Origin of the sequence: Pseudanabaenaceae cyanobacterium SKYG29 (genome assembly GCA_025055675.1) — a bacterium.
In the GTDB taxonomy this organism is placed as follows: Bacteria; Cyanobacteriota; Cyanobacteriia; order Pseudanabaenales; family Pseudanabaenaceae; genus M5B4.
This window is the reverse complement of the sequence record JANWWT010000001.1, coordinates 67956-89026: the sequence shown is the minus strand read 5'-3', so window position 1 is coordinate 89026 and position 21071 is coordinate 67956. Positions and strand designations below refer to the sequence as shown.

16 protein-coding genes and 2 tRNA genes are annotated in these 21071 nt (G+C 50.6%); 13 read left to right on the top strand and 5 right to left on the bottom strand.

Going from position 1 to position 21071, the window contains the following annotated elements; genetic code table 11:
• Positions 1 to 5 precede the first annotated feature (5 nt).
• The gene (locus NZM01_00445; GenBank protein MCS6958505.1) at positions 6 to 695 is read left to right on the top strand and encodes a type 1 glutamine amidotransferase; all 690 of its coding nucleotides are present in this window, start codon (positions 6 to 8) and stop codon (positions 693 to 695) included.
• A 256-nt stretch (positions 696 to 951) separates the two neighbouring features.
• Positions 952 to 2661: a PDZ domain-containing protein gene (locus NZM01_00440; GenBank protein MCS6958504.1), complete on the top strand. Its 1710-nt coding sequence runs from the start codon at positions 952 to 954 to the stop codon at positions 2659 to 2661.
• Here the strand turns inward: NZM01_00440 and fabG are convergent.
• Positions 2630 to 3370 carry a 3-oxoacyl-[acyl-carrier-protein] reductase gene (gene fabG / locus NZM01_00435; GenBank protein MCS6958503.1) on the bottom strand — a complete coding sequence of 247 codons (741 nt, stop codon included), beginning with the start codon at positions 3368 to 3370 and terminating at the stop codon, positions 2630 to 2632. The genes NZM01_00440 and fabG overlap by 32 nt on opposite strands.
• A gap of 60 nt (positions 3371 to 3430) precedes the next feature.
• On the opposite strand from fabG, the gene NZM01_00430 reads away from it, so the two are divergent.
• The 3 genes from NZM01_00430 to NZM01_00420 all read left to right on the top strand — a co-directional run bounded on the left by NZM01_00430 (position 3431) and on the right by NZM01_00420 (position 6609).
• Positions 3431 to 3501 (top strand) — tRNA-Gly (locus NZM01_00430).
• A 20-nt stretch (positions 3502 to 3521) separates the two neighbouring features.
• On the top strand, positions 3522 to 5816 hold the full coding sequence (locus tag NZM01_00425; GenBank protein MCS6958502.1) for a UvrD-helicase domain-containing protein: 2295 nt from the start codon (positions 3522 to 3524) through the stop codon (positions 5814 to 5816).
• Positions 5817 to 5958: 142 nt separating this feature from the next.
• Positions 5959 to 6609, top strand: coding sequence for a pentapeptide repeat-containing protein (locus NZM01_00420; GenBank protein MCS6958501.1), 651 nt, complete (start codon positions 5959 to 5961; stop codon positions 6607 to 6609).
• On the opposite strand, the gene NZM01_00415 is transcribed toward NZM01_00420, so the two are convergent.
• Positions 6569 to 8167: a Ppx/GppA family phosphatase gene (locus tag NZM01_00415; GenBank protein ID MCS6958500.1), complete on the bottom strand. Its 1599-nt coding sequence runs from the start codon at positions 8165 to 8167 to the stop codon at positions 6569 to 6571. The two genes, NZM01_00420 and NZM01_00415, sit on opposite strands and share 41 nt — an antisense overlap.
• 113 nt (positions 8168 to 8280) lie before the next feature.
• On the opposite strand from NZM01_00415, the gene NZM01_00410 reads away from it, so the two are divergent.
• From NZM01_00410 to NZM01_00395, 4 genes are all read left to right on the top strand, one after another.
• Positions 8281 to 8928: an LON peptidase substrate-binding domain-containing protein gene (locus tag NZM01_00410; GenBank protein MCS6958499.1), complete on the top strand. Its 648-nt coding sequence runs from the start codon at positions 8281 to 8283 to the stop codon at positions 8926 to 8928.
• A 95-nt stretch (positions 8929 to 9023) separates the two neighbouring features.
• Positions 9024 to 10613: a GTPase HflX gene (gene hflX / locus NZM01_00405; GenBank protein MCS6958498.1), complete on the top strand. Its 1590-nt coding sequence runs from the start codon at positions 9024 to 9026 to the stop codon at positions 10611 to 10613.
• 71 nt (positions 10614 to 10684) lie between these two features.
• Entirely contained in the window at positions 10685 to 12379 is a 1695-nt protein-coding gene (locus NZM01_00400; protein ID MCS6958497.1) for a TolC family protein, read from the top strand.
• Between the two features lie 49 nt (positions 12380 to 12428).
• Positions 12429 to 12500, top strand: a tRNA-Lys gene (locus tag NZM01_00395).
• A 673-nt stretch (positions 12501 to 13173) separates the two neighbouring features.
• On the opposite strand, the gene tsaE is transcribed toward NZM01_00395, so the two are convergent.
• Positions 13174 to 13665 (bottom strand): tRNA (adenosine(37)-N6)-threonylcarbamoyltransferase complex ATPase subunit type 1 TsaE, encoded by a 492-nt coding sequence (gene tsaE / locus NZM01_00390; protein ID MCS6958496.1) that lies wholly within the window; start codon positions 13663 to 13665, stop codon positions 13174 to 13176.
• On the opposite strand from tsaE, the gene bcp reads away from it, so the two are divergent.
• Together bcp and folP are read left to right on the top strand one after the other, a co-directional pair.
• Positions 13664 to 14140, top strand: a complete 477-nt coding sequence (bcp, locus tag NZM01_00385; GenBank protein ID MCS6958495.1) for a thioredoxin-dependent thiol peroxidase — start codon at positions 13664 to 13666, stop codon at positions 14138 to 14140. The two genes, tsaE and bcp, sit on opposite strands and share 2 nt — an antisense overlap.
• The gene (gene folP / locus NZM01_00380) at positions 14106 to 14984 is read left to right on the top strand and encodes a dihydropteroate synthase (GenBank protein MCS6958494.1); all 879 of its coding nucleotides are present in this window, start codon (positions 14106 to 14108) and stop codon (positions 14982 to 14984) included. Before bcp ends, folP begins: the two co-directional genes overlap by 35 nt.
• Here the strand turns inward: folP and NZM01_00375 are convergent.
• The gene (locus NZM01_00375) at positions 14938 to 16203 is read right to left on the bottom strand and encodes a folate/biopterin family MFS transporter (protein ID MCS6958493.1); all 1266 of its coding nucleotides are present in this window, start codon (positions 16201 to 16203) and stop codon (positions 14938 to 14940) included. The genes folP and NZM01_00375 overlap by 47 nt on opposite strands.
• A 152-nt stretch (positions 16204 to 16355) precedes the next feature.
• On the opposite strand from NZM01_00375, the gene NZM01_00370 reads away from it, so the two are divergent.
• Together NZM01_00370 and NZM01_00365 are read left to right on the top strand one after the other, a co-directional pair.
• Positions 16356 to 17363 (top strand): FAD-dependent oxidoreductase, encoded by a 1008-nt coding sequence (locus NZM01_00370; protein ID MCS6958492.1) that lies wholly within the window; start codon positions 16356 to 16358, stop codon positions 17361 to 17363.
• 51 nt (positions 17364 to 17414) lie between these two features.
• Complete coding sequence (locus NZM01_00365; GenBank protein MCS6958491.1) at positions 17415 to 20153, top strand: insulinase family protein; 2739 nt, start codon at positions 17415 to 17417, stop codon at positions 20151 to 20153.
• Here NZM01_00365 and NZM01_00360 read toward each other — a convergent pair.
• Positions 20134 to 21063 (bottom strand): branched-chain amino acid transaminase, encoded by a 930-nt coding sequence (locus tag NZM01_00360; GenBank protein MCS6958490.1) that lies wholly within the window; start codon positions 21061 to 21063, stop codon positions 20134 to 20136. The two genes, NZM01_00365 and NZM01_00360, sit on opposite strands and share 20 nt — an antisense overlap.
• Between the last annotated feature and the right edge of the window lie 8 nt (positions 21064 to 21071).

Genomic DNA, 21071 nt, shown 5'->3' with positions numbered 1-21071 from the left:
TCACCATGCGCATCCACTACCTGCAACACGTGCCCTTTGAAGGTTTAGGCAGCATAGAAACCTGGGCAACCGATCGGGGCTATACTCTGTGTGTCACTAGGCTCTACCAAGATGATCCCCTGCCAAACCCTGCAGCCTTTGATTGGTTGATCGTCCTTGGTGGTCCCATGAACATCTATGAAGAAGACCGCTATCCCTGGTTGAGGCGAGAAAAGGAGTTTATAGGAAAAGCGATCGGGGCAGACAAGGTAGTGATTGGTATTTGTTTGGGGGCACAATTGCTGGCGGATGTGCTGGGGGGCAGGGTGGAAAAGAACAGGGAGAAAGAGATTGGTTGGTTTCCCGTTCAGCTGACAGCAACAGCGAGGACGTTTCCCCCCTTTGCCAATTTACCCCAGGAATTTATGGCTTTCCACTGGCACGGCGATACGTTTACCATTCCCCCCAATTGTACCCTTCTCGCTTCTAGCGCAGGTTGCCTCCATCAGGCTTTCAGTTACGGCAACAAGGTACTGGGCTTGCAATTCCACCTCGAATCTACCCCGAACAGTGTCCAGGCTCTGGTCAATAACTGCAGCGATGAACTAGTCCCAGGTAAGTACATCCAATCCCCCCCTGAGATGATGGGGCATACCGATCGCTTTAGGGCAATCAACCGGATTATGGCGCAAATCCTCTCCCAGCTTGCCTCCTAGAGAGGGGAAAAAATTTTTCGCCAGGCACTATTCAAAAATGAAAACCTATGCTAATCTCTCAGCGTGACAAAGAAAAAAACCCTCACCCGGGAGTGTATGTGAGGAGAGGGTAAAGTGGTTTAGACTAACTTTTATCTTAGCGTAGAAGTTGGCTAATTTTTCATGTCTACCCAAAATTTTTTGGGTGCGGGAGTCTCGGAGCGGCAAAAGTGCCCAAAGGTGGTAAATTGATCTCCTGTCCCCTGCAGGAGTGTCTATGAAGTTTAGTTACACCCTTAGCGTTGTCCCAGAAGAGCGCCTGCTGGCGGTGGAGATCAGAGTGGAGAACTGGGGGCAAGGGGAACTACCCCTTAAGATGCCCGTGTGGACTCCTGGTTCCTATTTGGTGCGGGAGTATAGCCGTTTGGTGCAGGGGTTTCGGGTCATGGATGGGGATGGTCGTACCCTCCCCTGGCAGAAGGTGAGCAAAAATGAGTGGCGGGTTCAAACAGCACAGGTATCCCTGGTGATTGTTAACTATCTAGTCTTTGCCCATGACCTTTCGGTGCGCACTAACCATGTGGATTTGACCCACGCCTATTGTAATGGGGCAGCCACATTTATGTATATCCCTGGCTATGAACACCACAGCACAGAATTACAGGTCATCTTGCCCCGATCGGATTGGCGGGTTGCTACTGCTCTGCGCCCGGTGGGGGAGAATGTCTATGCTGTACCTAACTACCATACCCTGGTGGATGCGCCGATCGAGATGGGTCGCCATGCCCGCGCGGATTTTCTAGCTGTAGATAAACCCCACCACTGGGTGGTTTGGGGCGAAGGCAAGTACGACCTAGGGCAGATGGTTACGGATACCACCAAAATTGTTGCCACTACTTGTCAGTTGTGGGGAGAAGTGCCCTACGAGGATTACTGGTTTTTGCTGCACCTCTCCACTACGGGGAATGGCGGGTTGGAGCATAAAAATTGCTGTTCCCTCAATTACAATCCCCTCAATCTCAAGGGGGAAGGCTACTTTAAGTTCATGAATCTAGTTGCCCATGAGTATTTCCACGCTTGGAATGTTACTCGCTTGCGCCCCAGGGAATTTCTTACCCTCGATTATGACCGCGAAAACTACACCACCCTCCTGTGGTTTGCTGAAGGGGTAACTAGTTATTATGATCAGCTGATTCCCTTGCGAGCGGGGATTTACGACCGGCAGTATTTTTACAAAGCGATCGGTGACAGTATTACTCGTTACCAACATACGCCGGGACGCTGGGAGCAGACACTAGCAGATGCCAGTTTTGATACTTGGATCAAGCTCTATCGCCCGGATGCCAATAGCCAAAATGTTCAGGTCTCCTACTACCTCAAAGGGGAGTTGGTAGCGATGTTATTAGATTTGCAGCTGCGAGGTTACTACGGGCGGAGTTTGGATGAGGTTTTGCGCCTTGCCTGGGTAGAGTACAAGTCCCGCGGCTATACAGAGGCGGACATTTTTTATATTGTGGAGCGGCTAGCGGATGAAAATTTGGTGCAGTGGCTGCGTTTAGCTATCCATAGTTTCATGGACTTGGATTTCAACTATTGTTTTGCTCCCTTTGGTTTGGAAGTTGTACCGGTTCCCTCCTCCTTACCCCACCTGGGCCTGACAGTTAAAGACACCAACGGTAGACCGATCGTGCAGTACGTAGAAGCAAAAAGTCCCGCCCAGCGGGCAGGTATCAACCCAGGAGATGAACTGGTAGCGATCGATGGTTTTCGGGTGACAGACTTGACCGATCGGTTACGGCAGTATAGTGCGGGGGACACCATCATGGTCACCGTTTTCCAGCGGGACTATTTGCAGAATTATTTTGTCAAGTTGGAAACTGCCCCTCCTGAAAGATATAACTTGGTGCCTGTGACCAATCCCACGCCTGAGCAAGTGCAAAAGTTGGAAGAGTGGCTCAAGCCATTACCATCCCTCCATCAATGTTGAAGACCTGACCGGTGATGTAGTTGCCAGCTGTAGAAAGGGCAAGGAAGCGCACCAAATCGGCGACTTCTTCTACTGTACCGAAACGACCCAGGGGAATTTGCTGCAGTACTTGCTTAACGATGTCTTCGCCAAGGACTGCTGTCATATCTGTAGTGATGAACCCAGGGGCAATAGCGTTGACTGTAATACCACGACTGGCTAACTCCCTGGCAACTGAGCGCGTAAAACCAATTACACCTGCTTTGGCGGCACTGTAGTTAGCTTGACCTGCATTCCCCATCACGCCGGCAATAGAAGCAATGTTGATAATCCGCCCCGCCTTTTGCTTGAGCATGATTTTGCTTACGGCGCTGGTACAGAGAAATACCCCCGTCAAATTCAGGTTGATTACTTCTTGCCAGTCTTCTAATTTCATGCGCAGCAGGAGACGATCGCGGGTAATCCCAGCATTGTTCACCAAAATATCAATCCTGCCCCACTGGTCTAGCACTGCTTTTACCATCCCCTCCACCTGATCTGGCTGGGACACGTCAGCTTGCACGGCTAGGGCTGCTCCCCCTGCGCTAACAATCTTGCTGACTAATTCCTCTGCTAACTGACTAGAACTGGCGTAATTGATGGCTACACTCACTCCCTCCTGGGCAAGAGTCAGACAAATTGCCCTGCCGATACCCCGACTGCCACCCGTTACCAACGCTACTTTGGTCATCTGTACTTTTCCTAACACTTTACGGAAGTTATTATTATCTGATATGATCACCTCCTGCGCGCGGGTGTAGTTTAATGGTAAAACCACAGTCTTCCAAACTGTAGTCACGGGTTCGATTCCCGTCACCCGCTTTGACCATCTGGTAGTTCCTATGCAGCTTTCTTTCCTCCAACACCTTAACCCCTCCCAACGACGGGCTGTTTTACACCGAGATGGAGCATTACTAGTCGTAGCCGGAGCAGGGTCAGGGAAAACCCGCACTCTCACCTGTCGCCTTGCCCACCTGCTGTTGGCAGAAGCTGTTGACCCTGAAGAAATACTGGCTGTTACTTTTACTAATAAAGCCGCTAAGGAGATGAAAACGCGGTTGGAAAATCTCCTCCTGGAAACACAACTAAAACCTGGTATAAAGCCAGAGGAGCTTAGTCCCCAAGAGCAAACCCAAACCCGCTCGATCGTTTACAAAAAATACACTAAACATCTGTGGATTGGCACATTTCACAGTTTGTGTGCGCGGATGTTGCGGTTTGACATTGAGAAGTACCAGACAGGGGATGGTAGGAGGTGGTCACGCAATTTTGTCATTTACGATGAAAGTGATGTGCAGGCGCTCATCAAAGAGATTGTCACTAAAGACCTCAATTTAGATGAAAAAAAGTTTGACCCCCGATCGATTCGCTATGCCATCAGTGGGGCAAAAAACCGTGGTTGGACTCCCCAGAACTATCGGCAGCAGGAAAAGGGTTATCGGGTGGAAACTATCTATCAAGTCTATCGCCTCTACCAAGACCGCCTGCTACAGAATAATGCCCTGGATTTTGATGATTTAATCTTTGTCCCTGTACAACTGTTCCGCCAACAGGAAAAGGTCTTGCAGTACTGGCACAACCGCTTCCGCCACATCTTGGTTGACGAATATCAAGACACCAATCGCACCCAGTATGAATTGCTGCGCCTGTTAGTTACTAACAACCAGGGTACAGTAGTCGATTGGACAAACCGATCGGTGTTTGCGGTGGGGGATGCAGACCAGAGCATTTATTCCTTTCGTTTAGCTGATTTTACCATTCTGTTAGAATTTCAAGACACCTTTGGCGATGGATTGCCTGATGACCAAACTCAAACGATGATCAAATTGGAAGAGAATTACCGATCGGTGGCTAATATTCTCCAGGCGGCTAATGCTCTGATTAAAAACAACACCCAAAGAATAGATAAAGTGCTGCGACCGACTAGAAGAGAAGGGGATGTCATCCGTTACTACAATGCCTTTGATGAAGTGGAAGAAGCGAGATACGTTGTCGATCGGATCAAAGAACATATCCGCGGGGGAGGCAAAGCGGGAGATTGTGCTATTCTCTACCGCACCAACGCTCAGTCCCGTGTGTTTGAAGAAGTCCTAGTCCGTCAAAACATTAACTACCGTGTGGTAGGGGGCATGCGTTTCTACGACCGCAAAGAAATCAAGGACATCCTGGCTTACCTGCGTGTAATTGTCAATCCCCAGGACAATGTGAGTTTACTGCGCATCATCAACGTTCCCAAACGGGGTATTGGCAAAGAAACTGTCAATAAACTAATGGACAAAGCTCTGGAATTAGAATTATCTCTGTTTGAATTTCTCCAACAGGAGGAGGCAGTCAAACTAATTGCCAGTAGAGCCTTCCGATCGATTCAAGCCTTTGTGCAACAGATTTGCCGCTGGCAAGACAAACAGACAACCACAAAAGCCAGGGATTTGATTCGGGAAGTAATTATTGAATCAGGCTATCAAAATGAACTGCAACAGGAGGGGACAGAAGAAGCTATCGATCGGTTGAACAACCTGCAGGAGCTGGTTAATGCTGCTGGGCAATACGCAGACGAAAACGAAGATGATTCCCTAACAGGCTTTCTAGCCAGTGCCAGTCTAAGTTCCGCAGAAGAAAGTAGTGGAGAAGCCGAGACTAAAGTGAATCTAATGACCTTACATGGGTCTAAGGGATTGGAATTTCCCGTAGTATTCTTGGTGGGGTTAGAACAGGGCTTATTCCCCAGCTACAGAGCCTTAGACAATCCCGCTGACCTAGAAGAAGAAAGACGACTCATGTATGTGGGTATCACACGTGCCCAGGAAAAGCTCTATCTTACCTCCGCCCAGGAAAGAAGGTTGTATGGCAACTCCCAATATGCCGAGATTTCCCAATTTCTTGCCGAACTGCCAGTTGAACTAATCCTAGAAGAAGGCAAACCTCAGCGCCAATCATCTAAAGTTATTCCCCTCCGCCCTCAAGCCAAAGTCATCCCCGCGGAATGGCAAATTGGCGATCGGGTCAAGCATCCAACTATGGGAATAGGAGTAGTGGAAAAGATCATCGGCTCTGGTAAAACTTTCTCTCTGGTGGTCAAATTCCCCCCCAATACCAAACAAATTCTCCTTCCTAACTCAGTGCAAAAATTGAGCTAAAACTCACGACAAACTGTAACTGCTGATACTGATCCCCATGGAGTAACAAAATTGTTATTAAAAACTGAAGTATAACTAGCATATTTAATTCACATTTAATTACAAATACCCTGGCAGAGACCGATCGGGTTATGATGGCGCTATGGTTAACATCCAGTATTGCTATCAGGTGTTGGAAGTATTTCCTGGGGCTTCTTGGGAAGAAATTAACCAGGCTTATAGGGATTTGTTGTTTATTTGGCATCCCGATCGCATCCCTAGGGATAATCAGCGGTTACAACAGAAAGCAGAGGCGAAGCTGAAAGAAATCAATAAAGCGAGGGAGATTCTCCGTTCTTATACTTACCAACACAGTGATAACAGAAACGGGCAAGAGCAGAGAAATACCGATCAGCAGGCCAGACAGCGGAGAGAAACAAAAAGAAACAGTGGTGATTACAGTGGTAGGGATTTACAAGGGTTAGACTTACGGGAGCGGGACTTTTCAGGGCGCAATTTCAGCTATGCCAACCTAAGTTATGCAGATTTGAGTGATGCCTTCCTGCACAAGACCAACTTCCACCGTGCCAATCTCCAGGGAGCAAAACTCTTTCGTTCCAATCTCTTGCAAGCCGATTTTAGTTATGCCAACCTACGGGAGACCAACTTAATTGGTGCTGACCTCAGTGGGGCAAACCTAGTCTATGCTGATCTAAGGGGAGCGCGGATCGGCTACGGTAATAAAATTATGGTGAAGTTGACAGGGGCAAATCTCAAGGGTGCACAGCTGCCTCCTCCGTTACTGCGCAGTTGAGGTCAACAGACACTGCCAAAGTCAGACGGTAATATTGCTCGAACAACTCTTTTTTGTACTGTAAGCTCCATAACTCCAGAGTGCAGGGGTCTTCGGGGTGACGGGGGAAAATTTTTAAGTGACAAGTGGAACCATCGATGGTTATTTTTACGTCCTCAATAGCACCAATCTGCCGCCGATCGAGGGCAACGGCTAAGCGTAACAGAGGGCAAATTTGATTGACAAATAATTGTTGGCGGGGGGTGAGGTGTTGGAAATTTTCATGTTTACGCTTCGGTTCACTTTTACGGTGATAACGGGCAAGATTGGCAATTACCTCTAGTTCCGACTCTGTATAGCCCAGTAACTCTCCGTGGCGGATGAGATAGTAGGAGTGTTTGTGATGTTCCGCGTGGCTGACAAAATGACCACAGTTGTGCAAGATTGCCGCTGCCCACAGGAGTTGTCTTTCTTCTGTGCCCCAACGATGTAAAGTTCCTTTCGTTTGGTCAAACAAACTGAGAGCTAGTTTAGCTACATGTTTGCCGTAGGGCAAATTGACTTGGTACTTATGGGCAAGCTTGAGGACACTCCTTTCCCGTACGGAACTTTGATAGCGCCAGCGGTCTTCAATTAAACCATTGCGGATCATCCAATCGACAATCAAGCCTTCCCGCAAAGCTGCCTGACAGTAGGTAATCTGGGGTAGTTCTAATTCCTGCATCACTTGCCACAGAATCGTCGCTCCGGCTAGGACAATCTCTGCTCGCTTTTGTCCCACCAACAACACCCGCTCTGCCAGATTCGCTCGTTTCAGCAACTGCACCATGGCTGAGACTGCTTCCACAGACACAGTGTACCCCTGCAGGGGACTGGGAATTGTACCCGTAGTTTCCTGAGCGAACAAACTCAATACTGCCTCGATCGTGCCGGAACAGCCCACCAGTCTGGGCTTAGCATCCTTGAGCAAGGTTTGTAGTTCCTCGATCGGTCGCTCAATTACACCTTGGATGTAGCTGCGCAGTTGCTCAAACTCATAGTTAGAGATAGGGTCAGAGTGGACAAACATCTCTGTCAGGCGGACCGCGCCCACCTTGCTACTGCTGAGGTATTGGGGAGCATGCCCATCCCCTAAAATTAGTTCTGTAGAACCGCCACCGATGTCGATGATCAGATGGGGTTGATGGTTGAGTTCCATCGCCGAGAGGACACCGAGATAAATTAAACGTGCCTCCTCTTGTCCAGAGATGAGATCGACAGGAATACCAGTTTGGTGCAAGATACGGTCAATGAACTCCTGCCCGTTGGGGGCTTCCCTGACGGCACTGGTAGCAGCTGCTACAATATCTGTTACACCCAGCGTATGGCAAATCTGGCGAAAACGTCCCAGGGTCACCAAAGCCCTGTCCATAGCTTGGGCATTGAGTTCCCCCCGCTCTCCTTTTCCTTTCCCTAACCTGACGGTCTCCTTTTCCGTGGAGATGATGGTAAAAGTGGGCAGTTGCTCGTTAATCTGAGCGATGACCATGTGGATTGAGTTGGTGCCTACATCGATAGCGGCTAAAATGCGTTCTCCCATTTCTTTGTTTTCACGGATACAGTCAGACTACCATTTTTTGGGTAGCTCTATCTAAATTGGGAGACTGATTTTACCGATCGGTGCTAACCTGGTAATAGAGACTGCTAATTGCCATGACAGTATCTTCCCTCTCAGTACGCGAACTACCTCTCTTTCCCCTCCCGGAAGTGGTGCTCTTCCCAGGGCAAGCCCTCCCTTTACACATTTTTGAGTACCGCTACCGCATGATGATCAATACAGTGATGGAAACGGACCGTAGCTTTGGCGTGCTGATGTGGGATAGTCAAGGGGGTAAGTGCGCGATGGTGGGTTGTTGTGCCCAGATTGTGCAGTACCACAAACTGCCCGACGATCGGTGGAAGATTATGACCATTGGGCAACAGCGCTTCCGTGTCCTCAAATTTACGAGGGAAAAGCCTTACCGGGTGGGGCTAGTGGAGTGGATTGATGACCACACCTGCGAAGATACTGACCTTCTCTATAACTTGGCGGAGGAATTGCGCCAAGTGTTGATGGATGTAGTGCGCCTTTCCCAAAAGTTGACGGAACAGGAAATTGAATTGCCGCAAATTCCCCGTAGCCCCTTGGAGTTATCGTACTGGATTGCCAGTTATTTCTACGGTGCCAGTGAAGAGCAACAGGCCTTGCTGGAAACCCAAGACACGATCGCTCGTCTGAGACGGGAGGTGGATATTCTTTCTTCTACGCGGTCCCAGCTAGCTGCCCGCACTGTTCTCAAGGAAACACTCAAAGATATTTAGGGAGGTAAGAGGGCACTATCAACACCATCTTTGGTCAAACCCAAGGACTAAAACCCAGTCAACTCAAGCAACTGCAACGGCTCTATCGCCAACGGTTGCCCCAGGATGTTCTGACTACCCCTGAATTTGCCCAGCGTCTTGCCCTCATTAGTCAGGAGGTGGGGGCTAGTGTCTCTGCTTACATCAATCGCCGCGGTCAGGTGGTACGGGTAGGGGTAGGTACGCCTGCGCAAACAAGGATTCCCCCCCAAGAATTACCTCGCTACGGGGAAACTCGCCTCAGTGGTATCCGCTGTATTACAACTGACTTGCTGGGTGCACCGATCGGGACGGCTGACCTAACTGCTATGGTGATGCAGCGTTTGGATGCTCTGGTCTCCTGTCAAGTGCGATCGGAGGGAAGGGTAGGCAAAGTCTACGTCGCCCATCTATTGCCCCAAGTTAGTGAGAAACCCTGGTATGTCTTCCCTGCCCAAAGTTTGGATGTAGTGGCTAAGCAGGATTTTCTGGGTCTGGTCAGTGGTTTGGAAGAAGAATTTCAGCGGGAGTTTAGGGCCCAGGCGGTAGACCTAGATACCGATCGGGTGATTATTGTGGGGGTACAAACGGCAAAGCAGTCGGATATGTTGTTTCAAGCAACGCTAGAGGAGTTGGCACAACTGGTAATCAGTGCAGGGGGACAGGTACTGCAGACATTCTGGCAACGGCGGGAACAGCCCCATCCCCAGACCATAGTGGGGGAGGGCAAAATCAAGGAGATTGCTTTAGCTTGCCAAACCTTGGGGGCTAACTTGCTGGTCTTCGATCGGGAGTTGTCCCCTGCGCAAATCCGCAACTTAGAAAGTATGACGGGGATAAGAGTCAGCGATCGCACAGAAGTCATCCTCGACATCTTTGCCCAAAGAGCACGATCAGCGGCGGGGAAGTTGCAGGTGGAATTAGCCCAGTTAGCCTATCGGTTGCCACGATTAACAGGACGGGGGGAAGCCCTCTCCCGCCTAGGGGGTGGTATTGGGACAAGAGGACCAGGGGAGACTAAACTGGAAACCGATCGGCGTGTCATTCAAAAGCGCATCACCTTTTTGCAACAACAGGTCAGTCAACTGCGTACCCAAAGGGCACGGATGCGGCAACATCGCCTAGAACAAGCTATACCTACCATAGCGATCGTGGGTTATACCAATGCCGGCAAGTCCACTCTCTTAAACGCCCTCACTAAAGCAGATGTCTACAGTGCTGACCAACTGTTTGCCACCCTTGACCCCACTACCCGCAAATTATTCCTACCCAATGGCACAACTGTCCTCCTCACCGATACAGTTGGATTCATCCATGAGTTGCCCCCTTCCCTACAAAACGCCTTCCGCGCCACCCTAGAAGAAGTGACTACTGCCCATGCCCTCCTCCATGTGGTAGATAGTTCCCATCCCCACTGGCAAACCCAAATCAAGGCTGTGGAAAAAATCCTGGCGCAAACCTTGGCAGACTGTGATAACCCCCTGCCCACACTTTTGGTGTTTAACAAAATCGATCGTACCTCCGATCTGACAGTGCAGCGTGCTCTCTATCCCCAGGCTGTGTTTGTGTCTGCCACCGATCGGCAAGGCTTAGATGACCTCCTGCAAAGCTTGGTCTTGCTCAGTGAACAGATGGGGAGGGATTTGCCCCTTTCCGCATCAATTTGAGGACAATACCCACTAAACTATAAGGCGTTGCAGACCGACCTTTGTCTGTCTATTGCTGAGGAGTGGAGGGAATGCGCCAACTTACCTGTGGTTTAGCCTTGTTGATGTTGGGGGTAACGAAGGGGGTTTTTGCCCAGACTACCACTCCTAGCCCCGTGCTGCGGGAATTGCTTAGCCAAGAAACTTTATTACCTGCTCCTCCTGTTCTCCCCACCAGCGCCACCGAACCAATTGCTATTAGTATTCAACAACCACCAAGCCCGAGGGTTGATCCTTCTACCCCTACAGTCCTACTGCGGGAATGGATTAGCCAAGATGCCCTTACTCCTGCTCCCCTCTCCCTCACAGTGGCGACAGAACCGATCGCTTTGCCTACTATAGAGGTTGTCCGCCCTACCCCAGAGCTTCCCCCCGTGACCGCTGCTGCTCCTGCCACTCCCTCGCCTAGTCCCACCCCTAAGCCCAAAGTCCTCCCCCCTCCGGACGTGCGCCTAGAAGTCAAACCCACCCTGGTTGTACCAACCAATCCCGAGCAAATCACGATCGAGCGCACCCAACCTATCACCCTTGCGGAAGCCCTGGAACTGGTGGAAATCAACAGTCGTGAACTGAAGGAAGCCAAGTTGCAACTGGAGCGCTCCCGCGCCGTCTTGTTGGAAGCCAAAGCTGTCCTCAACCCTACAGTGGGGGCACAACTGGAATATACGTTTCAGGATTCTCCTATTGCCCGCTCCTTGTCTTCCCCCACTCCCTACTCCCAACCGTTCAACGGTAATGTAGGCATCAACTACAACATCTTTACTAGTGGCAGAGTGGAAGCCGACATCCGGGCGGCAGAAAATACTGTCCGCCTCAGAGAAGCAGAAGTAAGTAGAGTTCGGCAAAATGTCCGTCTCAGTGTGATTAGCGCCTACTACCGTTTACAAAATGCCGATGAACAAGTGCGCATTCGTAAAAAGTCCGTAGAAAACAATCTGCGCAGTTTGCAGGATACCCAGGCCCTAGAGCGCGCTGGTGTGGGGACTAAATTTGATGTCCTGCAAGCAGAAGTGCAACTGGCAGAAGCACAACAAGCCCTACAACAAGCCCTTGGGGAACAGTATAACAGCCGTCGCAATCTTGCCCGCCTACTGGAATTTCCCCCCACTGTGGACTTGAGTGCTGCCGACCCGATCGTGCAAGTCAAGGACTGGGAACTAAACCTGGAAGACACCATTATTACAGCTCTGCGCAATCGCATCGAATTAGACAGTACCCGCCTGCAGAAACTGATTGCTGAAGAACGGGCTCGATCGGTGCAAGCCCAGTTAGGACCGCAGATTAGTGTATTTGCCAACTACGGTTTTGCCGACAACTTCAGTCAGCCAGGGGGGATAGGACTTGGTTACAGTTTGGGAGCGCGCTTAAATTTAAGTTTATTTGATGGGGGAGTAGCCCAAGCCAGATTGAACCAAACTCAAGCCGATCAAGCCCTTGCCGACAACCTCTTTCAACAACAGATCAACCAAATTCGCTTTGAAGTGGAACAAGCCTTCAGCAACCTGCAGTCCAACCGACAACAAATTGCTACGGCAGAAAAAGCTGTCCAAAGTGCTGCAGAAGCGCTGCGTTTGGCTCGTTTACGCCTCAGTGCTGGCGTAGGAACACAGCTAGAAGTCATCCGCACGGAAGAAGACCTCGTGCGCGCCGAAGTTAACAAGTTGCGAGCTATCATCAACTTCAACCAAGCGATCGCTGACCTGCAGCGGGCAATTAATGGTCTTTGATTTGTTTGCAAACATTTGTTAATTCTGTGTTATGATCAGTGAGCGTTGCGGGTCGTTAGCTCAGCGGTAGAGCACTCGGCTTTTAACCGATTGGCCCTGGGTTCGATCCCCAGACGACCCATGATTTTTGCCTAGGGTAGACCCCAGAGTGAGGGGAGAGTTTTGCTCACTCACTGATATAGATAGATGGGAAAAACCAATGGGAGTCAAGGTAGGGTGGCTTAGCTAACTAATTTACTTCTTGTAGTTCTGACACATTTCCTTCCCTTCTGACTGGAACTAGTTGTACAAGGGGTGAAAGTTAACAGAGCTACTTTTTTAACTAACCCGTTAAAAACCAAATATTGACTAAAAGGACTGGCTATCCTAAAACCAGAGAAAAGCTGAGAGAAGAGGCGGCAGCAGTGTTAAACCACAGGAAGGAAGAACTGACCCTGGAAATCCTGCAATGACGATACTAAGCCCGATCGGTTAACCACGCTTTCTGGGAATTTGCTAAACATTTGATTGTAGAGTGAGACTAGTAGCAAAAATGATAGCTTAGCTTCTTTGGGTTACAGGTCAGGTTCGGTGAAGAATTCTGTCAAATCTAATGAGAAACCAGGTAAGACATCTTCACCTTCCAAGCAGTCTCCGACTCGCTCTAGTTGGTCTGGCTGGGGCTGATGATAGACTAAAACATATTGTTCTTCAGGATGAAGTAGCCAAACGAGGCGGCAGCCATTAGCGAAATACTCTCTGATGCATGTAATTCTGCTACTATATTACCCGGGGAGAGAATTTCCACCACTAAGTCAGGGGTGTAAACTTTGCCAAAAGTGGGCTAAGAGGGAGATAGCCTGTTCCCCTTGGGCAGACCAAGTCAGTAATCGGGTATCCTCTGTTTCGGTGGGACTAAATGCGATCGCAATGAATTGGGGGGGTAGGTGGGGGAGTTTTTCGCTCCACTCGATCGCCACTACGCCGGCGGGAAATTCTGAGCTGTCCTGCCAGTACAACTCTAAATGGAGTTCGGGAATGGCAATTGGTTCCAGGCGATAAAGGTCGATGTGGTAAAGGGGAAATTTGCCACTGTAATACTCATCAATTAAGGTGAAGGTGGGGCTAGTAATTTGCTCTTTTATGCCTAAACTCCTCCCCAAGGCCTGGACAAAGGTAGTCTTCCCTGCCCCCAAATTGCCCTGGAGTAAAAACACGATCGGGGGCACTATGGAGTCCACCAATGCCGCTGTTAGGCGTGGCAGTTCTGCTAAACTAACAACACAGCGATATTCACACCCCAGCATGAAACTACAAGTAGGAGACCCTGCCCCCGATTTTAGCCTGCCCGACGGGGAGGGAAATATTGTCAGCCTAGCAGATTTGCGGGGCAAGCGAGTAGTGCTCTATTTCTATCCCAAGGATGATACCCCTGGCTGCACCAAGGAAGCCTGTGGCTTTCGTGACATCTATGGCGAACTAGAGGCAAGGGGTGTAGTAGTGCTAGGGATCAGTGGTGATGATGGCAAATCCCATCAAAAATTTAGCAGCAAATACCAACTCCCCTTCCCCCTGCTCAGCGATACTGACTACCGTGTTGCCACTGCCTACGACAGCTATGGTCTCAAAAAAATGATGGGTAGGGAGTTCATGGGTATCATGCGCCATACCTTCATCATTGACCCCGCAGGCAAAATTAGCCACATTTTCACCACGGTCAAGCCCGAAACCCACGCCCAGGAAGTCCTTGCTGCCCTCGACAGCTCAGGAGATGGAAATTAGGGGACGGCAGTTCCACTGGGGCGAACGGACATACATCATGGGGGTACTCAACGTTACCCCGGATAGTTTCAGTGATGGGGGTAAGTATCACCAACTGGAGCAAGCCCTCGATCGGGTCAAACAGATGCTACCCTACATCGACATTTTAGACATTGGGGGGGAGTCTACCAGACCGGGGGCCTCGCCTGTCCCTGCCAATGAGGAACTGCGACGGGTGCTGCCTGTCATTGAAGCGGTGCGTTCTTACTACCCCAATTTAGCTATCTCCCTCGATACCATGAAAGCCAAGGTGGCTTTAGCGGGAATCAAAGCAGGGGTGGACATAATCAACGATGTCACGAGTGGGCGCTACGATGAAGAAATGTTACCCATGGTGGGCAAACTGGGAGTTCCTATCGTCCTAATGCATATGCAGGGCATGCCCCAAACTATGCAAGATGCTCCCCAGTACAAGGATGTGGTGACTGAGATTGTGGATTTTCTCCTCCACCGCAGTAAGGAAGCCCAGAAATACGGGATTCACCAAATAATCGTCGATCCTGGAATTGGCTTTGGCAAAACCCTAGAACATAACCTCACCATTCTCCGCCACCTCCATCTCTTCCGTGAACTAGGCTATCCCCTCCTCCTCGGTGTCTCCCGCAAGAGTTTCATCGGTAAGTTGACAGGACAGACTGAGCCCCAAGACCGCCTCCTGGGTACAGCCGCTGCCTGCACGATCGGGATTGCGCAAGGAGCAGACATTCTCCGCGTCCACGACCCCCAACCCATCAAAGAAGTATGCCTCGTAGCGGATGCTATTTATCGGGCAACCAACGCAAAAAGGGCAAGGGGAGCAGGCTAGAGAGATTAGTAATTAGCAGCAATAGCCACAAATTGTGGAAATCGGACTCAGTCACCCCCAGTAAATGGGTCAGAAGAGCGCCCAACTGTTGGGAACACAAGCCTGCCAAATTTAATACCGACATCAGCAGGGCAAATAATGTCGCTTCCACCCCCGCTGGACACAGCCGCGCCGCTAATACCAGGGTGGGCATAAAGGCAATCCGCCCCGCGATCGTTAAGATCAAACTGTCCCCCAGACTAAACCAACGGTCATCAATGCCAACAGCTCTGTTCCAGTGATTCACCAAAATTAGACTTGTCAAACCCAGGAGTGTGGAAATCACCGTTGTCCAGCCGAAGATGGGACGCATGGGCACCTGACGCAAAAACCGGTGGAAGAGCCACACGCCAAACAGCCCCGCCACATTGGTTACTAGGCGCACCGTTCCCAGAAATTGGGGATTGAAATGTAGTTCATTGGTGGTGAAAAAGAAGAACGCGGTATCCGCAGAAGGGGTTGCCTGCCAGAGAAACAAAAACAAAGCGGGCAAGAGAATTTGGGGATTTGTCACCGCCTGCTTGAGGGCCTGCAGTTGGGGGAAAAATTGTCCCTTAACCCCTGTCTCCACCCGATCGTCGTGGATTGCCAAACTCGCTACTCCCCAAATTAAAGGCAGAATTGCCGTCAGACCAAATACTACCCTTGTCCCAAAATGTTCCAGGAGATAGCCACTCAGAAATGCTGCCACCACACCCCCCGCTGACAGCGTCCCCCAGCTAAAGGACTGCAGAGAACCCGCATCCCCCCAACTTTCCAACCGCGCCCGCTCCACCACTAGGGCATCCACGAGGGCATCGTTGAAGGAAATCGCCAGGGAAGCTATACCGATGAACAGAACCGCCAACTGGGCACTGTTAACGATCGTTGCCATTCCCAACCAGGCTAATGTCCCCAGCAAACTGAAAAACAAAAGATAGGGACGGCGGCGATACCCCCCCACAGGAAAACTATCGGAAATGAAACCATAGAAGGGCTTAATCGTCCACGGTAACATCACCAAACCCACCAGGGAAGCAGTTTCCGCAGGGGTCAGCCCCAACTCATCCTTGAAAAAGAAACTGACTGCTAACTGTGCCAGCCCCAATGCCCCCTCAATAAAATAAATCAAGCCAATCGCCACAATCTCCCGATCGAGGCGGGGTTTAGTCTCAGACCTCCAGGGTTGCAGTAGGAACATAGGGAGTATTAAAAAACCTTTACAATATTAAATCACAATCCCCAAAGCCCTAGGTAACTGTACCTAGTGAGCAGGATGCCATCACCATCCCTTTCAATATTTTGCTAAAGTAACAGAGCAGGCATACTCCTAGGGGTAGAAATCCCTCTCCGATGAAAGAAGTAGTTATAGTTGGTGCTGGTATGGCGGGCTTAGCCTGTGGTGTACGCCTGAGGCAGGCAGGTATTAGTGCCACTATCCTGGAGAAATCAGCGGGAGTAGGAGGCAGAGTTGCTACCCGGCGTGCCCAGGGTACCTGGCTAGACCATGGACTGCCCTGCGTTACTAGGGGCACTGACCCCCGTTACAATGCCTGGGTGGAATCCCTCATCAGTCGCGGTATCCTCCAACGCTGGACAGACAGGCGGTTTCTTTTATCCGTCCACGGCTTAGCTAACCAACAGGAAGATAGTCCCTTTTTTGCTTCGCCCCAGGGGATCACTGCCATTGCCAAAGACCTTGCCCAAGACCAGAAAATTCACCTCAATACCAAAGTCAAGGAAATCAAGGTAAATAACGATCGGTGGCAGTTGTTCACAGATAAAGGGGAATTCTGGGCAGATGTGTTAGTGATGACCCCCCCTGCTCCCCAAAGCCATGACCTATTAGCCTATGCTCTGTCTTTCCATCCTGAGGTGTTAAGTTCCCTGGCAACTGCGGTCTACCAGAGCACTATAACTCTCCTCTGCGGCTATCACAGTCAGCGGCTGCTTCCTTCGGATTGGGAAATTTTGGAATGCCGTGATCACCAGGTAATTCAGTACCTCTACTACAACAGCACCAAACAAGCCACACCTCCCTATCCCTCGCTAGTTATCCACAGTACTCCGGATTTTGCCCTTGCCCACCAAGGTGCTGCTGACCTGGGGAAAGTAGGAGAATTGATGCTAGAGGAACTAGGACATTTGTTGACATCCCAAATGGCTAAACCCGATTGGTGGCAGGTACATCGCTGGCGTTATAGTCGCGTTAAACAAGCTTTGGAGGTACCGAGCCTGGCTTCCTATCGCCCTCTCCCTCTATTTCTGGCAGGGGATTGGTTGGCAGGACAGGGGATAGAAAGTGCTTTTCTCTCTGGTATCCATGCCGCAGAAGAGATTATCAGTGCCCGCATACTTTAGACGGCGTTTTTATGGTTGCGTATAATAGGCTAGGCAATACTGGCAAGGACGATGATTAGGTGGGCTGCGGGCGTGTTGGTGCTTACCCTTGCGGTGGTTGGCTTACATTATTTACCAGGAATTTCTATGATGCATTGGCGAGCAGAAGCCTCCCAGACGCAAACTGCGGATGTGCTAACAGATGTGCGCAAAGCTGTGTTGGCTAATGGATTGACCGTTTTACTTAAGCCTGTCCATAGTGCGCCTGTGGTGACAGTACAGGTGTGGTACCCCGTCGGTTCTCGCAATGAGCGTCCTGGTATCACGGGCATTTCCCATCAGTTGGAGCATTTGTTGTTCAAGGGCACCCGCAGTCGTCCCATTCAGTTTGGCAGATTGTTTAATGCTTTGGGCAGTGATTCCAATGCTTTTACTAGTTACGATGTGACGGCTTACTACGGTGTGGTGGGCAAAGACAAACTAGAGGCGCTGTTGGAGCTAGAAGCCGATCGGATGGTCAACGCTTTGGTTAATGAAGAGGCGTTGCAAAGTGAACGGACGGTGGTGTTATCAGAACTGGATGGGAATAACAATAATCCTGGTACGCGGTTGTATCGCCGTGTGATGGCAGCAGCCTATCCGAACTCTCCCTATGGCTGGATGGTGATTGGCAATCGGGAGGATGTCGAGCGCTTCACAGTGGCAGATTTGCAGCAGCACTACCGCACTTTTTATCGCCCCGATCGGGCTACCCTGGTCGTGGTTGGGGATGTGGATGTTGAACAAACCCTCACGCGAATCAAGGACATTTTTGGGCAGATTAAGTTGCCGCCAGCCCCTGAACCCCCAGAATATCGTGGTAATCAGGCAGTGGGTTATCCCCAGGAACCGATCGTTGTGCGCGAACCGGGCAGCAATCCCTTTTTGCAGATGGTGTTTCCTAATCTGCCGACTTTGACTGACCCTGACACAGCAGCGATCGATGTTTTAGATACGGTATTGACGGGGGGTAGGTCTTCCCGCCTCTATCAGGCTTTGGTACAAACTGGCATCGCCAGCAATGTCAGTGGCAATGCTTCTACTATGAAGACGACGGGTTGGTATTTTTTTAGTGCTACTCCCGCGCCGGGCAAAAGTTTAGATGAGGTGCGTCAGGGCATTCTAACTGAGGTTAAACGGGTACAGGAGGGGGGGATTACTCTAGAAGAACTCAACGATGCCAAGAGTCAAATACGGGCAAACTATATTCTCAGCAACCGGAACATTCGGGGGCAGGGCTTTCAATTGGGTTACAACCAAGCGGTGGCGGGGGACTATCGCTTTAGTGAAAAATATCTCCAGCTGCTCGCCCAGGTGACGGTCAAGGATGTACAACGGGTAGCACAAAGGTATTTCCAAAAACCGATCGTGGGCTACTTTGAACCGACAGTGGTCACAGCGGGAGGAGGGGGTGGTGCACCCTCTATACAGCACAGTGGCTATGCTCCTTCTACCCCTGTTGACCCCAAAGAAGTGAGGAGGTATTTGCCTGCCGGTGCTTTCCAACGCAGTCCTGTCACTGACCCTCGCTTGCCAGAGAAGTTCATCCTGGACAATGGCTTGACGTTTTTGTTGTTGACCGACCGCAGTTCTCCTAGTGTCACGATCGCGGGCAATATTCGGGCGGGCACAGGGCTAGACCCAGAGGAGAAGGCGGGGTTGGCCAGTTTAGTGGCACAAAATCTCCGCAATGGGACTAGGACAGCGGATGCTCTCACTCTGGCAAGGGAACTGGAGCGGCGGGGGGCAAGTTTGAGTTTCAGTGCAGCGCGGGAAGGGGTCAGTATTAGTGGTGTGGCTCTACGGGAAGATGCCCCTGTGTTACTCAAGCAATTGGCAGAGGTGTTGCAAAAAGCTACTTTCCCTGAGCGGGAGTTAGAACTGAGCCGTCAACGCAATCTAGTCAATCTCAAAGCGGAACTGGATAGTCCTAGCAGCTTGGCGCGGCGTACATTTCAGCAGTTGCTTTATCCCCCTGGGCATCCTTTTCATCCCATGCGCACAGCAGAAACTCTGGCAGCGATTACCCGATCGGATGTCCTCAACTTTTATCAACAATACTATCGCCCTGAACGGACAACGATTGTAATGGTGGGGGACTTTGACCTAGAAGCAACCAAGCGCCAGTTGCAAATGCTCTTTCGAGAGTGGGAACGGGGTCAAGCAGCAGACAAGACTGAATTGCCAGCAGTACCCTATCCCCAGCAGTTGACCTACAAAACTATACCGTTAGCGGGCAAGACCCAGGCAGTGACTATACTAGGGCATCCTGGGATTCGGCGCACTGACCCCCGTTATCACCCAGCTTTGTTGTTGAACCAGGTTCTAGGAGGTGACACTCTCTCCAGTCGCTTGGGGACAGAAATCCGCGATCGGCAGGGGTTGACCTACGGTATCTATAGTCAGTTCCAGGCGGGACAAAAGGGGGGGACATTCATCGTGCAAATGCAGACCAATCCCCAGGATGTGGAACGGGCGATCGGCAGTACTTTAACTCTGCTGCGGCAGGTGCAGCGGGAAGGGATTACAGCTAGTGAACTAGAGGCAGCCAAAAATACCCTGATCAACAACTTCCCCGTCGATCTGGCAGACCCCAGTGGTTTAGCCCAGGTCATTCTCACTGACGAAATCTATGGACTGCCCAGGGGGGATTTTTATCAGTTTCCCCAGCGCTTGCAAAACATCTCCCTAGCCCAAGTTAATGAAGTAGCCCGCACATTGCTGCAACCCGATCAGTTGTTGATTGTCACTGTTACACCACCTTCACCCTAGTCACCCACTGTTCGTACTGGGGTAGGAGTCCGTGCACTGTTTTGCTGTACAGGTCTTGAATCTGTTTGGTGATTTCCCCCACTGTACCGCTCCCCACTGGGCGATGGTCGAATTTGGTAATAGGAGCAACTTCCGTAGCAGTACCAACAAAAAAGGCTTCGTCAGCAATATAGAGTTCCGTGCGATCGATGGGGCGGCAGAGGGTGATAATACCCAATTCCCGCTCGGCGAGTTCGATGACACTGTGGCGGGTGATTCCTTCCAGGATATTGTCGGAGACAGGGCTAGTGATCAGCTGACCGTTGCGTACTAAAAACAAGTTCATGGCACTCCCTTCCGCCACATGACCTTCCTGGGTCAGCACCACTACGTCGTCAAACCCGCAGAGAGCACCATCAGTCTTGGCTAGAGCTGTGTTGACATAGGCACCGTTCACTTTGGCGCGGGCAGGAATAGAGTTGTCATCTATGCGTCGCCAGGGAGAAACACCCACGTGAATGCCCTTTTGCGTATCCAGATAGCCCGCCATCGGCACCGTAAACAGACAGAAGTCATCTTTCGTCTCAGGTACCTTGAGAATGGGGCCAATGCGCAGGTCAGCCTTGTACACGATCGGGCGGATATAGGTATCTTGGCGGCATTGATTTTTCTGCACTAGTTGCAGAGTGATGTCCACCATAGCATCAAGGGAGAGGGTCAACTCCAGGTGTAGGATCTGACTACTGTGGCACAGCCGGCGATAGTGGTCGAACAGCCGAAAAATTGCCATCTCTTGCGTTTCGGGCAACCAATAGGCTTTAATCCCCTCGAACACCGCTGTACCGTAGAGAAAGGCATGGGTACGGATATTGATATTGGCATTTTCCAGGGGCACAAACTCCCCCCGCAGGTAGGCATACTGTTGGGACATAGAATTAC

Bases quoted from the DNA above. Each gene is read 5' to 3' on its own strand.
- NZM01_00445 (MCS6958505.1), top strand. From the start codon at position 6: ATGCGCATCCACTACCTGCAACACGTGCCCTTTGAAGGTTTAGGCAGC.
- NZM01_00440 (MCS6958504.1), top strand. From the start codon at position 952: ATGAAGTTTAGTTACACCCTTAGCGTTGTCCCAGAAGAGCGCCTGCTG.
- fabG (MCS6958503.1), bottom strand. From the start codon at position 3,370: ATGACCAAAGTAGCGTTGGTAACGGGTGGCAGTCGGGGTATCGGCAGG.
- NZM01_00425 (MCS6958502.1), top strand. From the start codon at position 3,522: ATGCAGCTTTCTTTCCTCCAACACCTTAACCCCTCCCAACGACGGGCT.
- NZM01_00420 (MCS6958501.1), top strand. From the start codon at position 5,959: ATGGTTAACATCCAGTATTGCTATCAGGTGTTGGAAGTATTTCCTGGG.
- NZM01_00415 (MCS6958500.1), bottom strand. From the start codon at position 8,167: ATGGGAGAACGCATTTTAGCCGCTATCGATGTAGGCACCAACTCAATC.
- NZM01_00410 (MCS6958499.1), top strand. From the start codon at position 8,281: ATGACAGTATCTTCCCTCTCAGTACGCGAACTACCTCTCTTTCCCCTC.
- NZM01_00400 (MCS6958497.1), top strand. From the start codon at position 10,685: ATGCGCCAACTTACCTGTGGTTTAGCCTTGTTGATGTTGGGGGTAACG.
- bcp (MCS6958495.1), top strand. From the start codon at position 13,664: ATGAAACTACAAGTAGGAGACCCTGCCCCCGATTTTAGCCTGCCCGAC.
- tsaE (MCS6958496.1), bottom strand. From the start codon at position 13,665: ATGCTGGGGTGTGAATATCGCTGTGTTGTTAGTTTAGCAGAACTGCCA.
- NZM01_00375 (MCS6958493.1), bottom strand. From the start codon at position 16,203: ATGTTCCTACTGCAACCCTGGAGGTCTGAGACTAAACCCCGCCTCGAT.
- NZM01_00370 (MCS6958492.1), top strand. From the start codon at position 16,356: ATGAAAGAAGTAGTTATAGTTGGTGCTGGTATGGCGGGCTTAGCCTGT.
- NZM01_00365 (MCS6958491.1), top strand. From the start codon at position 17,415: ATGATTAGGTGGGCTGCGGGCGTGTTGGTGCTTACCCTTGCGGTGGTT.
- NZM01_00360 (MCS6958490.1), bottom strand. From the start codon at position 21,063: ATGTCCCAACAGTATGCCTACCTGCGGGGGGAGTTTGTGCCCCTGGAA.